This window comes from Streptomyces pactum, from assembly GCF_016031615.1.
In the GTDB taxonomy this organism is placed as follows: domain Bacteria; phylum Actinomycetota; class Actinomycetes; order Streptomycetales; family Streptomycetaceae; genus Streptomyces; species Streptomyces pactus.
The window spans coordinates 4,157,481-4,171,545 of record NZ_JACYXC010000001.1; the positions used below are offsets into that span (position 1 = coordinate 4,157,481).

At 75.4% G+C, this 14,065-nt stretch carries 10 protein-coding genes; 7 read left to right on the forward strand and 3 right to left on the reverse strand.

Features of this window, described 5'->3' with window-relative positions; translation table 11 throughout:
* Positions 1–236 precede the first annotated feature (236 nt).
* Entirely contained in the window at positions 237–1,004 is a 768-nt protein-coding gene (locus tag IHE55_RS16485) for a hypothetical protein (RefSeq protein WP_197989711.1), read from the forward strand.
* Positions 1,005–1,435: 431 nt separating this feature from the next.
* Positions 1,436–2,281 (forward strand): proteasome subunit beta, encoded by an 846-nt coding sequence (gene prcB / locus IHE55_RS16490; protein WP_197989712.1) that lies wholly within the window; start codon positions 1,436–1,438, stop codon positions 2,279–2,281.
* 465 nt (positions 2,282–2,746) lie between these two features.
* Here prcB and IHE55_RS16495 read toward each other — a convergent pair whose 3' ends face one another.
* Complete coding sequence (locus IHE55_RS16495) at positions 2,747–3,898, reverse strand: pyridoxal-phosphate-dependent aminotransferase family protein (RefSeq protein WP_307826695.1); 1,152 nt, start codon at positions 3,896–3,898, stop codon at positions 2,747–2,749.
* A gap of 167 nt (positions 3,899–4,065) precedes the next feature.
* Between IHE55_RS16495 and IHE55_RS16500 the strand changes: the two genes are divergently transcribed.
* Entirely contained in the window at positions 4,066–4,887 is an 822-nt protein-coding gene (locus IHE55_RS16500; protein WP_197989713.1) for an ArsR/SmtB family transcription factor, read from the forward strand.
* Positions 4,884–6,368 (forward strand): MFS transporter, encoded by a 1,485-nt coding sequence (locus IHE55_RS16505; protein ID WP_197989714.1) that lies wholly within the window; start codon positions 4,884–4,886, stop codon positions 6,366–6,368. Before IHE55_RS16500 ends, IHE55_RS16505 begins: the two co-directional genes overlap by 4 nt.
* Before the next feature lie 497 nt (positions 6,369–6,865).
* On the opposite strand, the gene IHE55_RS16510 is transcribed toward IHE55_RS16505, so the two are convergent.
* Positions 6,866–7,756: an NAD(P)-dependent oxidoreductase gene (locus IHE55_RS16510; RefSeq protein ID WP_197989715.1), complete on the reverse strand. Its 891-nt coding sequence runs from the start codon at positions 7,754–7,756 to the stop codon at positions 6,866–6,868.
* Positions 7,757–7,805: 49 nt separating this feature from the next.
* Here IHE55_RS16510 and IHE55_RS16515 point away from each other — a divergent pair, with 49 nt between their 5' ends.
* Entirely contained in the window at positions 7,806–8,156 is a 351-nt protein-coding gene (locus IHE55_RS16515; protein ID WP_197989716.1) for a winged helix-turn-helix transcriptional regulator, read from the forward strand.
* Between the two features lie 297 nt (positions 8,157–8,453).
* Positions 8,454–10,034, forward strand: coding sequence for an alpha/beta hydrolase (locus IHE55_RS16520; protein ID WP_197989717.1), 1,581 nt, complete (start codon positions 8,454–8,456; stop codon positions 10,032–10,034).
* A gap of 165 nt (positions 10,035–10,199) precedes the next feature.
* On the opposite strand, the gene argS is transcribed toward IHE55_RS16520, so the two are convergent.
* A complete protein-coding gene (gene argS / locus IHE55_RS16525) occupies positions 10,200–11,981 on the reverse strand; it encodes an arginine--tRNA ligase (RefSeq protein ID WP_197989718.1) in 1,782 nt (593 codons plus the stop codon).
* 127 nt (positions 11,982–12,108) lie between these two features.
* Between argS and lysS the strand changes: the two genes are divergently transcribed.
* Complete coding sequence (gene lysS, locus IHE55_RS16530; RefSeq protein ID WP_197989719.1) at positions 12,109–13,887, forward strand: lysine--tRNA ligase; 1,779 nt, start codon at positions 12,109–12,111, stop codon at positions 13,885–13,887.
* The last annotated feature ends 178 nt before the right edge of the window (positions 13,888–14,065 follow it).

Consider the following 14,065-nt stretch of genomic DNA (forward strand, 5'->3'; position numbering starts at 1 on the left):
CCCGGAGGCGGGCCCGTTGGTGGTGCGGGTGGGCCCGTCGGCGCCGGTGGTGCGGGTGGTGCTGCCGGGACGGGTGACGCCGGTGGTGCGGGTGGTGCTGCCGGGACGGGTGACGCCGGTGGTGCGGGCGGCGCCGGGCGCGGGGGCGGTGCCGGGGGTGACGGGGCCGGGCCCCGGGGCGGGGACGGGGGTCCGGCCGGGACCGCCCCGGCGCGGGGCGGAGGCGGACGGCGCTGGTGGCGGTGCTGGCCGGAGCGCTGCTGCTCGGCCTGGGCGGCTGGTTCCTGTTCCGCGACGACGGTACGGAGGGGGACGGCACCCGGACCGGGGCGGTCGGCACCACCGGCTCGACCCCGCCCGGTTCCCCCGCCCCCGGCGGCGCGGAGGGTACGGACGCACCCGGCGGCGCCGGGCGTACGCAGGGTCCCGGCACCGCGGACCCCTCGGCCGGCCCGGGCGGGGCGGACGGTACGGAGAGCCCCGGGACCGCCGGCCGGGAGGCGGAGGGGCCCCCGGTGCACATCGGCTGGGCACGGATCAGCCCGGCCCGTACGCCGGGGCTGTGCGTGACCGAGGGCCGGGAGCGCGGCGGGGGCGGCACGCAGCAGATCGCGGTGCAGGTACCGTGCGCGGAGGATCCCGTTCCGCGGACCAGGATCGAACCGGTCGGCAACGGGCGGTACTTCGTCGAGTGGCACCATCCGCGGCTGGGCCGGGGCTGTCTCACCGGCATCGGCGGCGGTCTGCTCCAGGCGTGGCTGAAGTGCCGGCCGGACGCGCCGGAGCAGACGTTCCGCATCGAGCCGGCCGGCCCGGCGGAGGGCTCCGGCGCGCCGTCCGCCGGGACCGACGGGGCGGCCGGGGCGACGGCCTACCGGCTGCGCTCCGCCGACGGAACGCTGTGCTGGGGCCTGCGGGGTGACGACGTCGCGGTCGGCGCGGAGGTGGTGCGGGAGCGGTGCACCGGGGGAGCGGACCAGCGTTTCCTGATCGGTGCCGACTGATCGGTGTTGATTGATGGCGTCCGAGCCGGCCTCGGCCGACCGGTGCCGATCGACCCGGTGCGGACCGGCCGACCGGTCCGGACCGGCGTTTGGACGGGCCGGGTGGGCCGGCCGGGCGCACCGGCGCCGCGCGTGCCGTCGCCGGATGGACGCGCCTGGACGAGGGACGGCGGTTCTGGGGTACGGGCCGGTCCCGCCGGTCCGGCGGGACCCGGGCGGGCGGTCCGGCGGGACGGGCGGGCGGTCCGGGTGTGCGGTCCGGACGGGCCGCGGTCCGGCACCGCGACGGCCGGCAGCCGGCCGGGTGTCGGTGCAGCTCCGGGCCGGTGGGCGGGGCCGTCGGCCGGGCGGCTGCCCGCGATTACCCGAACAGGTGGCGGGTAGGCTACGGGGCCAGCCCTGCACAGTCTTGGCCCCAGGAAGGAACGCGTATGACTACCGGTCCCCGCGGCACAGGCGGACTGCCGCCCGCCTTCACGGCGTCCGCGAGCTCGTCCTTCGTCGAGTTCCTGTCGGCCCATGCCCCGGACATGCTTCCGGCGCACCGCAAGCTGCCCGTACCGCACGAGGGATTCGAGGCGCCGCACGGGACCACCGTGCTGGCCGCGGCCTACGCGGACGGCGTGCTGGTGGCCGGCGACCGCCGGGTGACCATGGGCAACCTCATCGCGCACCGCGAGTACGAGAAGGTCTTCCCCGCCGACGAGCACTCCGCGGTGGCCATCGCCGGCACCGCGGGCATCGCGGTGGAGCTGGTCAAGCTCTTCCAGCTGGAGCTGGAGCACTACGAGAAGATCGAGGGCATGCCGCTCTCGCTGGTCGGTAAGGCGAACCGTCTCACCACCATGGTCCGCGGCAACCTCGGCCTGGCGATGCAGGGTCTCGCGGTGGTGCCGCTCTTCGCCGGCTACGACCTCGACAAGGGCGTCGGCCGCATCTTCTCCTACGACGTGACCGGCGGCCGGACCGAGGAACGGGGCTTCGCGACCACCGGTTCGGGTTCGGTCTATGCCCGGGGCTCCCTCAAGAAGCTGTACCGCGAGGGCATGTCCGAGGAGGAGATCACCACCGTGGCGGTGCAGGCGCTCTACGACGCCGCCGACGACGACTCCGCCACCGGCGGCCCGGACCTCACCCGGCGGCTGTTCCCGCTGATCGCGCTGGTCACCGAGGACGGCTACCGGCAGCTCGGCCAGGACGAGGTGGCCGGCATCGCGCGTGCGGTGGTGGACCGCCGGGGCGAAGCCCCCGACGGACCGCTCGCCCCCGTGCTGTAGTCCGGCCCGCGCCGCCGCCCGCCCCGGCCGGTGGGCCCGCGCCGGCTCCCGGCCCCCGGGCCCGCACCCAGGTGCGGGCCCGCGGTCGTTCCGGGGGCCGCCGGTACGCCGTGCGGCGCGGCCGTTCCGTGCGAGCCGGACGGCGGTTGACCCGGGCCTCACGCGCGCACGGCACACGCGGCCCAGGCCTCACCCGCACAGGCCTCACCGCACAGGCATCGCGCGGCCCGGACGCCGCGCGGCCCGGGCGTCGCGCCCGCGTCGGGTGGCGCCGAGGGCCCGGGCCACAGCGCGTACCGCCCGGGTCCGTGCCGCTCGTTTCCGTGCCACCCGTGTTCGCTGCTCGTGTGCGCCGCCCGGGCCCGTGCCGCCAGGGCCCATGCCGCCCGGGCCCGGGCCGCCCGTGCCCGGGCCGCCCGTGCCCGTATCGCCCGGGTTCGGCGCCCGTGCCGGTTCTTCGGGGCGTCAGCCGGCGACGGCCGCCCAGGCCGCCCGTGCCGCGGTCCGGGCGGCGTCCGCGTCGGTGTCGCGGCCGGTGGCGCGCAGGGCGTCGGCCAGTGCGGTCAGCGAGCGCTCCACCACCTCCGGCGTGGCGTCCGGACCGTAGTGGTTGACCCGGATCATCTCCCGGGCCAGCGCGCCTCCGCCGGCGACCAGCGGCAGCGAGGGGGTGCCGGCCAGGGCGGCGGCGACCAGTTCGCGGGCGTCCAGGGCGTCCGGGGCGCGGAGGGTGGTGGCCACCGGGGCGGCGTCCAGGGGGTCGGTGACGTACGGGCGCAGGCGCTCCGCCGGCGGCACCGCGCCGTCGTACAGCGCGAGGGTCCCGGCGCGGGTGGCGGCGGCCGCCGCGCGGTGCCGGGTGATGGAGGCGGCCAGGCCGCCGGTCGCCTCGATGCGGTCGATGGACGCCTCCAGCGCCAGCATCTCCAGCTGGGCGGGGGCGTGCGGCAGGGCGGCGCGGCCGGCGTCGATCCAGCGCTCCTTCCAGTCCAGCAGGGAGAGGTAGGAGCGGCGCGGGGCCCGCGGGTTGGCGGTGATCCGCTCCCAGGCCCGCTCACCGACCGAGACCGCCGAGACGCCGGCCGGCCCGCCCATCGCCTTCTGCGCGCCGATGACGCACAGGTCCACGCCCCAGGCGTCGGTGTGCAGCGGCTCGGCGGCGACCGAGGCCACGGCGTCCAGCATCAGCAGCGCGCCGTGCGCCCGGACCACCTCGCCGATCTCCGCGACCGGGTTGGTGTTGCCGGTGGCGGCCTCCGCGTGCACCAGGGAGACCAGTTCGGTGCCGGGGTGCTCGGCGAGCGCGGTGGCGATGCGCTCGGCGGAGGCGGCGGTGTCGTAGGGCACCTCGATGTCCACCACCTCGGCGCCGCAGTCGCGCAGCCAGCCGCCGAAGGTCTGCCCGTACGGGCCGGTGATCACGTTCAGCGCGGTGGCGCCGGGGCGGGCGGCGCTCCGGATGGCGCCCTCCAGCGGCAGCAGTGCCTCACCCTGCATCACGATCACATCGGCGGCGGTCCCCATCACCTCGGCGACGCGGCGTTCGATCGCGGCGAAACGGGCCGCGGTCAGCGGCGGCTGGTCGAGCAGGACGGTGTGGAGGTGCTGGTCGGACACGGTGGCTCACTTCGTACGGTCGGCGGTCCGGCGCGCGGGTGCCCCTGAGGGGCGGACGGGCCCGAACGCCTGGGGCGAGAGTACAGCGCCCCTCCCCGGACCGCTTTCCCAAGTTTATTTTGCAAAAATACTTTGGCAAAGCGGGGAGGCGTGCCTACGCTGGCGCCATGGCCGATCACGAGCGGGACCCCCGGGAACGCGTCCTCGACCCCGAGCGGGACACCGAGGCGATGAAGGCGCTCACCCATCCGCTGCGCATCCGGCTGCTGGCGCTGCTGCGACAGCACGGGCCGGCCACCGCCAGCGAACTGGCGGTGCGCACCGCCGAGTCGTCCGCGTCCACCAGCTACCACCTGCGGGTGCTGGCGAAGCACGGGTTCGTGGCGGAGGCGGAGCACCGGGACGGACGGGAGCGGCGCTGGCGGGCGGTGCACGAGGTGACGTCCTGGGACAACCGGGCGATGGGCGCCGCCCCGGCCGGCCGGGCGTTCCTCGACGCCGTGCGCCGGCGCCAGATCGAGCACTTCGAGCGGGCGCTCGTGGAGCACGAGGAGGACCTGGCGGCCGGCCGGCTCGGGGAGGAGTGGTTCGAGGCGTCCGCCATCACCGACCTGCTGGTACGGCTGACCCCGGAGTCGCTCACCGAGCTGCTGCGCACGGTGTCCCGGACGGTCGAGGAGCTGACCGCCCGCGACCGGGACGACCCCCGCGCCGGCCCGGTGGTGCTGGTGACCGCGGGGCTGGCCGTGGCGGAGTCCGACCCGCGCGACCGCAAGGACACCGGTCCGTCGCCGGCGGCGGAGGGTGACGCCGGTTCGTCACCGGCGGTGGGAGGTGACGCCGGCGCGGGGAGCGGTGCGACCGGTGGCGCCGGGGCGGGGCGTGCCGGGCACGGTGGCGCGGGCGCGGGCGCGGGCGCGGGGCGCGGCGGGCGCGATGACGCGGGCGCGGGCGATGGCGCGGGGCGTGGTGCGGAGGGTGCGTCATGAGCGGCGCTCGTCCGCGTCCGTCCGGGGCGGCGGAGACCGCCGGGCTGGACCCGCGCACCGCGCGCCGCCGGTTCGTCGCGGTCTCCTTCCTCTTCTGGCTGCCGCTCGGCCTGTACATCGCCCCCCACGTGCTGCTGCTCACCGAACGGGGTCTCGCACTCTCCGCCGTCGCGGTGTGCTTCGCCGCGCACTCGACCACCGTCGCGGTCCTGGAACTGCCCACCGGGGGCTTCTCCGACGCGATGGGCCGCCGCGTCGTCCTCGCCGCCGCCGGGCTGCTCAACCTGGCCGCGCTGGTGCTTCAGGGTCTGGGCACCACCCTGTGGGTGCTGGTCCTCGCCAATGTGCTGATGGGCTCCGGCCGCGCGCTGTCCAGCGGGCCCGCCGAAGCCTGGTACGTGGACACCGTGCACGCCCACTCCGGGCCGGGCGCCGAGATACGCACCGGCATCGCCCGCGGCCACACCGCCGCCGCGGTGGCGCTCGCGGTGGGCACCCTGCTCGGCGGGCTGCTGCCCTGGCTCCTCGGTCTCGGCGCCGACCCCGGGTCCTGGCTGCGCGACCACACCTCCGGGCTGGTGCTGCCGCTGTCCGTGCCGATGCTGGTGGGCGCCGCCGTCGCCGCCGGCTTCGTGGCGTACGTGCTGACCGCGCTGCCCGAACCGCCCCGGCCGCGGGCCACCCTGGGCGCGGCGCTGCGCGGCGTGCCGGCCACCGTGGCCGCCGGAGTGCGGCTGGGCGCGCGGGACGCGGTGCTCCGCCGGGTGCTGCTGACCGCCGGTGCGGTGGCCACCGGGCTGGTCACCATCGAACTGCTCGCCCCCGGCCGGGTGGCGGACACCACCGGCGCCGCCGAATCGGGCGCGGTGGTCTTCGCCGGGCTCGCCGCCGCCGGGTTCGCGGTCAACGGTCTGGGCAGCCATCTCGCCCCGGCCACCGTACGGTTCGCCGGCGGCCGGCCGGAGCGCGCGGTGCTGGTGGCGCTGGGGGCCGCGGCGGCCGGCCTGGTCCTGCTCGGCGCCACCGCCGCGACCGGCCATCCGCTCGCCCCGGTGGCGGCCGTGACCGGGTACCTGCTGGTCTACGTCGGGCTGGGCGCGGCCGGGCCCAACGAGAACGAGCTGATGCACCACCGGGTGGACACCACCGCCCGGGCCACCGCGCTGTCGCTCCAGTCGCTCTCCCTGCAATTCGTCGGCGGAGCGGCCGGGTTCGTGGCCGGCGGACTGCCGACCGGGCCGCTGCCGTGGCTGTTCGGCGCGGTCGTGGTGGCGGGGGGCGCGCTGCTCTGGGCCGGACGCACACCCGCCGGCCCGCCGGCGGCCGCCGGGTCGGTGCCGTCGTCCGGGGCGGTGACGCCGGCCGGCGCGGGGCCGACCGCCGACGGGGTGGAAGGAGCCGGTGTGGTGGAAGGGGCCGAGGCGGCGGAAGGGGCCGGGTCGGCCGCGGGCGGTGCGCCGGCCGGTGACCCGCGGCCTTAGACCGCGTTCTCCGACTCCGGCGTCGGACGCGGGTCCACGGCCGGCCGGCGGCGCGCCCGACCCGCCCCCGGCCCTGGACCCTGTTCTCCGACCCCGGCCCGGGACTTTGTTCTCCGATTCCGGCGTTGGGCCCTGCTCTCCGACTCCTCCGCTGCCGGGGCGCGCCTGCCGAAGTGGGCCCCACCACCGCTCCCGGGGCCTGGATCGGGTCCCCCGGGACCCGGCGGGACGGCCCCCGGGACTCCGGGCGCGCCGCGGGCCCGGCCGCCCGCACCCGTCAGGCCCACCGTCCCGCCGTCCGGCAGCCGCACACTCCCGCCGTCCGGCAGCCGCACACTCCCGTCGTCCGGCAGCCGCACCGTCCGGCAGCCGCACACTCCCGTCGTCCGGCAGCCGCACCGTCCGGCAGCCGCGCACCCGTCGTCCGGCAGCCGCACCGTCCGGCAGCCCCGCACTCCCGCCGTCCGGCGCGCCCGGCGCCCGCTCACCGGGCTCCCTCAGCGGCGGCCCAGGATCTCGGCGATGCGGGTGAACCCGTCCGCGCCGTGCCCCAGGCCGACGGCGCGGCGCGCCAGGCCCTCGGCCGCGCGCATCACGCCCGCGTCGATGCCGTGGGCCTCGGAGGTGTGCACGATGTGGGACATCGAGGAGACCGCCGAGGTGATCGGGTTGCCGTCACCGGGGTAGGTGCCGGCGTCCAGCTCCTCGGCGGTCTGCTCGAAGATCGCCGGGAGGATGTCCCCGATGCCCTTGGCGAACGGTGCCAGCTCCCGGGCGGTGATGCCCTCCGCCCGCGCCACCGCGAGGGCGTGCGCGTACCCCGCCATCGCGGTCCAGAAGATGTCGAGCAGCGCGATGTCGTACGCCGCCGCCCGGCCGATCTCCGCGCCGAGGTGGGTGTGGGTGCCGCCCAGCGCCTCCAGCACCGGCCGGTGCTCCTGGTAGACCTCCTCCGGGCCGCTGTGGATGAACACCCCGGCGGGCGTGCCGATGGTGGGGGTCGGCGTCATGATCGCGCCGTCCAGGTAGCGGACGCCGTGCCCGGCCGCCCAGTCGGCGGTGTCCCGGGCCCGGCCCGGGGTGTCGGCGGTCAGGTTCACCACCGTGCGCCCCTTGAGCGCATCGGTGACCGCGTCACTGCGCAGGATGGCGTCGGACGCGTCGTAGTTGACCACGCAGACCACGGTCAGCGGGCTCGCGGCGACCGCCTCCACCACCGACGGCGCGCTGACCGCTCCCCGCCGGACCAGCTCCTGGTCCTTGCCCGGCGTCCGGTTCCAGACCGTCGTCCGCAGCCCGGCGCCCAGGAACGCGCCGGCCAGGGCGCGGCCCATCGGCCCCAGGCCGAGCACGGTGACGGCAGACTGTGCGGAGTTCTGCTCGGACATGATTCATCCCTTGATTGAATGCCAATAAAAACTGACGAATAGGACAGTGATGACGCGCAGTCGTGCCCAGGACACGAATGTCTGTGGAGTGACCGCCGCGATCGCCGTGATCGACGGCAAGTGGAAGACCGCTCTGCTCTGGCTGCTGGAAACCGGTCCGCGCCGCCCCGGCGAACTGCGCCGGCTGCTGCCGGGGCTCAGCGAGAAGGTGCTGACCCAGGCGCTCCGCGAAATGGAGGCGGACGGACTGGTGCACCGCGAGGTGCACAACGTGCTGCCGCTGAAGACCGTGTACTCCCTGACCCCCTTCGGTCAGGACCTCTCCGAGGCGCTCGCGCCCCTCTCCGACTGGGGCCACCGCCGCCTGGAGCGGCTCACCGAGGCCCAGTCGGCGTCCTGACCCGACGCCACCTCCGTCCCATCCGGAATCCGGCGGCCCCCCGGCCGCCCGTCACCAGGTTCGCCCGGCCGCCGACCCGTGCCAAGTACCCACAAAAAAGTGGGTGGCGGTGCGGCGGCACCGGTCCTGCCGCTGTCCGGCCGGTCCGGCGTCCGGGCCCCGGCGACTCGTCTCCCGGGCAGGCGCAACTCCCGCACGCGAGCGGTGTGTTGTCGCGCCCGGCGGTGGGGGTAGCCCCACCCGGGGACGCCGGGTGGCCGGATGGGCGCCGGGGCGGTGCCGCGCGAGGCTGGCCCCATGCCAACCGACGAACACGACGCGTCCCGCACCGCCCCGGCCCCGGACCGCCCCGCCACCGTGCGCCGTACGGTGCCGCTGGTGGCCACGCCCCTGCTGGCCGCCGCCCTGCTCACCACCGCCGTCGCGGCGGCCCCCGCCGCCGGGGCGCGCGACGGCGCGGGGCCGGGGACGCGGCCGGCCGCCCCCGCGACCACCCTCGACTGGAAGCCGTGCCCCGGCACCGGCCTCGACCCCCGGCAGGAGTGCGCCACCCTGGCCGTACCGCTGGACCACCGCAGGCCGTACGGCGAGCAGATCAGCCTCGGTGTCTCACGCATCCGCAGCGAGCGGCCCGAGGCGCGGCGCGGCACCCTGCTGCTGATCCCCGAGGGGCCCGGCGGGTCCGGCATCAACCGGCCCTCCACGCACGGGAAGAAGCTGCCCCAGTCGGTCCGCGACGCCTACGACCTGGTCGGCTTCGACCCCCGGGGACTCGACCGCAGCACCCCCGCCAGCTGCGGCCTGGCCCACGAGGACCTGTCCTACGCCAACATCCGCCCCTGGCCGGACGCGGACGGTTCCCTCGACCGCGCCGTGGCCACCGGCAGGCGGGTGGCCGAGCAGTGCGCGCGGAACGGGGGCGAGCTGCTGCGCAGCATCAGCACCCGCAACGAGGCCCGGGACATCGACCGCATCCGGCAGGCACTGGGCGAGCGGAAACTGTCCGCCTGGGGCGTGTCGTACGGCACCTACGCGGGCGCGGTGTACGCGCAGATGTTCCCGCACCGCACCGACCGCTGGGTGCTGGACAGCAGCAACGACCCGGACCCGACGAGGGTGGGGCGGGGCTGGACGGCGAACTTCGCCATCGGTGTCGAGGACGCCTTCCCCGACTTCGCCGCCTGGGCCGCCGACCCGGCCAACGAACACCGCTTCGTGGACGACCCCGCCGAGGTGCGTCCGCTGTTCCTGCGGCTGGCGGAGCGCCTGGACCGGGAGCCGGTCCCCTGGCCCGGCGCCAATCCGGCCGTACTGAACGGCGACGTCCTGCGCCAGACCCTGCTGTCGAGCCTCAACGCCGAGAGCCGCTACCCGGCCCTGGCCCAGCTGATGCGGGCCGCCCGCGACGGCGAACCGCTGCCGCCGGCGCAGACCCCGCAGGACGAGGCCCTGCAGGCCACCTTCGCGGTCTCCGCGGCCACCATCTGCAACGACGTGAGCTGGCCCGACGACCTGGCGGAGTACCGGCGGAAGGTCGCCGAGAGCCGCCGCACCCACCCGCTGACCGCCGGCATGCCGGAGGCCCCGATGGTGTGCGCCTTCTGGAAGGACCAGCCGCGGGAGAAGCCGGTACGGATCACCTCCGACGGGCCGTCGAACGTGCTCATGATCCAGAACCGCCGGGACGCCGCCACCCCGCTCGCGGCCGGCCGCAAGATGCGCGCGGCGTTCGGCGACCGGGCCCGGATGGTGGTGGTGGACGCGGCGGGCCACGGCTCCTACACGGCCGTCGGCAACGCCTGCGGAGACCGGGCGGTCACCGACTACCTGGTCCACGGCGAGCGCCCCGCCACGGACCTGGACTGCCCGGCGGCCTGATCCGGAGCGGCCGGGCCGGGCCGGAGACGCCCCGGTGCCGGGCCCCGGAAACGGCTTCGGGACCGCGCCGGAAACGGCACCGGAACAGGACCGGAAACGGCACCGGGGTCGCCGCATCCCCCAGGGGACGCGGCGACCCCGGTCGGGTGCCGTCCGGCGTAACGGTCAGAGCCGCTCGGGGGTGCGGATGCCCAGCAGGTCCATGCCCTGGTGCAGGGTCCGGGCGGTCAGGTCGCACAGGAACAGGCGGTTCTCCACCGTCTCGGGTGTCTCCGCCTTCAGCACCGGGCACTGGTCGTAGAAGGTGGTGTACAGCGACGCCAGCTGGTACAGGTACGCGGCCAGCTTGTGCGGCGCGTACTCCTCGGCCACCTCGTGCAGCACCTCCGCGAACTTGTCCAGGTGCAGCCCGAGCGCCCGCTCGGCCGGCGCCAGCGCCAGCTCCGGGTGCGCCACCGCGCGGGCGTCCCCGGCCTTGCGGAGGATCGACCGGATACGGGCGTAGGCGTACTGGAGGTAGACCGAGGTGTCGCCGTTGAGCGAGACCATCTGGTCGAGGTCGAACTTGTAGTCCCGGGAGGCCGAGGTGGACAGGTCGGCGTACTTCACCGCGCCGATGCCGACCTGCGCGCCGCGCTCGGCGATCTCCGCCTCGGTGAGGTCCTGTGCCTTCTCCCGGACCACCGCCGAGGCGCGGTCGATCGCCTCGTCCAGCAGGTCCACCAGCCGCACCGTCTCGCCCTCACGGGTCTTGAACGGCTTGCCGTCCTTGCCCAGCACGGTGCCGAACGCCAGCTGCACCGCGTGCACCCGGTCGTTGAGCCAGCCGGCCCGGCGCGCGGTCTCGAAGACCATCTTGAAGTGGAGCGACTGGCGCGCGTCCACCACGTACAGCAGGGTGTCGGCGCCCAGGTTCCCCACCCGGTCGCGGATCGCCGACAGGTCGGTGGCCGCGTAGCCGTAGCCGCCGTCGGACTTCTGCACGATCAGCGGCACCGGCTTCCCGTCCGGGCCCTTGACGTCGTCGAAGAAGACGCAGAGCGCGCCCTCGGAGCGGACCGCGACGCCCGACTCCTCCAGCAGCCGGCAGGTCTCCGCGAGCATGTCGTTGTAGCCGGACTCGCCGACCACGTCCGGGTCCCGGATCTCCATGTCGAGCTTGTCGAAGACCGAGTAGAAGTAGATCTTCGACTCGTCGACGAACCGCCGCCACAGCGCCAGGGTCTCCTCGTCCCCGGCCTGGAGGTCCACCACCCGGCGGCGGGACCGCTCCTTGAACTCCGGGTCGGAGTCGAAGAGGGCGCGCGCCGCCTTGTAGAGCCGGTTGAGGTTGGACATGGCCTCCTCGCCGGAGGCCTTGTCCTCGTGGTCCAGCTCGTGCGGGTGCTCGATCAGGTACTGGATGAGCATGCCGAACTGGGTGCCCCAGTCGCCGATGTGGTGGCGCCGGACCACCTTCTCGCCGGAGAACTCCAGGATGCGCACCACCGCGTCGCCGATCACGGCGGACCGCAGGTGGCCGACGTGCATCTCCTTGGCCACGTTCGGCTGGGCGTAGTCGATCACCGTGGTGCCGGGCCGCTCGGCCACCGGGACCCCGAGCCGGCCGTCGGCGGCGCGGGCCGCCAGCGTCCGGGTGATCGCCTCGTCGGAGACGGTGATGTTGAGGAACCCGGGGCCGGAGACCTCCACGCCGGAGATCACCTCGCCGGCCGGGCCGGTGCCGCCCGGGGCGGCGTCGCCGAGGGCAGCCACCACCTTGCCGGCCAGCTCGCGTGGGTTCCCGCCGAGCTTCTTGGCCAGCGCCAGCATGCCGTTGGCCTGGAAGTCCGCCCGGTCGCTACGTCGCAGCAGCGGATCGGCGGAACCGGCCTCCGGCAGGGCTGCCGAGAGAGCCTCCGCGAGGCGCTGGTGGACCGAAGCGGCAAGGGAAGGGACCGAGGCCATGGGATGGGTGCCGTTCCTTTAGAGGTGCGAAGGGTCGGTCAAGTATCCCACGGCACGTACCACGGTTTCTCTGATAAACCGGCGGCACCCCGGCGCACGCGCCGGGTCTGGGACAATGGCTGTCGCCATGACCGCAAGGAAGGAAGTGCCGAACGTGGCTCAGAGCACCGAGACCGACTGGGTCTCCCGTTTCGCGGACGAGGTCATTGCCGAGGCGGAGCGTCGCGCCCCCGGCAAACCGATCGTCTGCGCCTCGGGCCTCAGCCCGTCCGGCCCGATCCACCTCGGCAACCTCCGTGAGGTCATGACCCCGCACCTGGTGGCGGACGAGATCCGGCGCCGGGGTCACGACTGCGTGCACATCATCTCCTGGGACGACTACGACCGGTTCCGCAAGGTCCCGGCCGGTATCGACCCGTCCTGGTCCGAGCACATCGGCAAGCCGCTCACCGCGGTCCCGGCCCCGCCCGGCAGCTCGTACCCGAACTGGGCCGAGCACTTCAAGGCGCCGATGATCGAGGCGCTCGCCGAACTGGGCGTGGAGTTCCACGGCATCAGCCAGACCGAGAAGTACACCTCGGGCGCCTACCGGGACCAGATCCTGCACGCGATGCGCCACCGCGGCGAGATCGACGCCGTGCTGGACCGCTACCGCACCAAGGACAAGGGCGACAAGGCCGCCCAGGCGCCGGCGAAGAAGCCGCAGCAGGCCAAGGGCAAGCTGGACGAGGCCGACCTGGCCGCGGCCGAGGCCGCCGCCGAGGGCTCCGGCGCGGCGAGCGAGGACGACGGCAGCGGCGGCGCCGCCGGCTACTACCCGTACAAGCCGTACTGCACGGCCTGCGGGCGCGACCTGACCACCGTCACCGGCTACGACGACGACACCACCGAGATGTCCTACAGCTGTGTGTGCGGGCACGCGGAGACCGTCCGGCTGAGCGAGTTCAACGGCGGCAAGCTGGTCTGGAAGGTGGACTGGCCGATGCGCTGGGCGTACGAGGGCGTGGTCTTCGAGCCCTCCGGCGTGGACCACTCCTCGCCCGGCTCCTCCTTCGTCGTCGGCGGCCAGATCGTCAAGGAGGTCTTCGGCGGCGAGCAGCCCATCGGCCCGATGTACGCCTTCGTCGGCATCAGCGGGATGGCCAAGATGTCCAGCTCCAAGGGCGGGGTGCCGACCCCGGCCGACGCGCTGGAGATCATGGAGGCCCCGCTGCTGCGCTGGCTGTACGCCCGCCGCAAGCCCAACCAGTCCTTCAAGATCGCCTTCGACCAGGAGATCCAGCGGCTGTACGACGAGTGGGACGCCCTGGAGCGGAAGATCGCCGACGGCGCGGCCCAGCCCGCCGACGCCGCCGCGTACAGCCGGGCCACCCGGACCGCCGCCGGTGAGCTGCCGCGCACCCCGCGCCCGCTGCCGTACCGCACCCTCGCCTCGGTGGTGGACATCACCACCGGCGACGACGAGCAGACGCTGCGCATCCTCGGCGAGCTGGACCCGGCCAACCCGGTGAAGTCGCTGGACGAGGCGCGGCCCCGGCTGGACCGGGCCGAGCGCTGGATCACCACCCAGGTCCCGGCCGACCAGCGCACCCAGGTCCGCACCGAGCCCGACACCGAGCGGCTCGCCGCGCTCGGCGACACCGAGCGGGAGTCGCTGCGGCTGCTGCTCGCCGGGCTGGACGACCACTGGTCGCTGGACGGGCTCACCGCCCTGGTCTACGGCGTGCCGAAGGTCCAGGCCGGCCTGGACCCGGACGCCAAGCCGACGCCGGAGCTGAAGGTCGCCCAGCGGTCCTTCTTCGCGCTCCTCTACACCCTGCTCGTCGGCCGGGACACCGGCCCCCGGCTGCCCACGCTGCTGCTCGCGGTCGGCGCGGACCGGGTCCGGCGGCTGCTGGCGGCCTGACCGGCCGGCTTGGCCTGACCGGTCGGCTTGGCCTGGCGGCCGGCTCGGCCTGGCGGCCTGACTACCGGCGGCGGGCGGTGGCCCGCGGGTTGCCGGGTGGTTCCGGGGGTGCCCGGGAGGGGCGGTTGCCGTACCGGCAGCCGCCCCGCGTCGTACCCCCGTCCGCCCGGACGGGTGG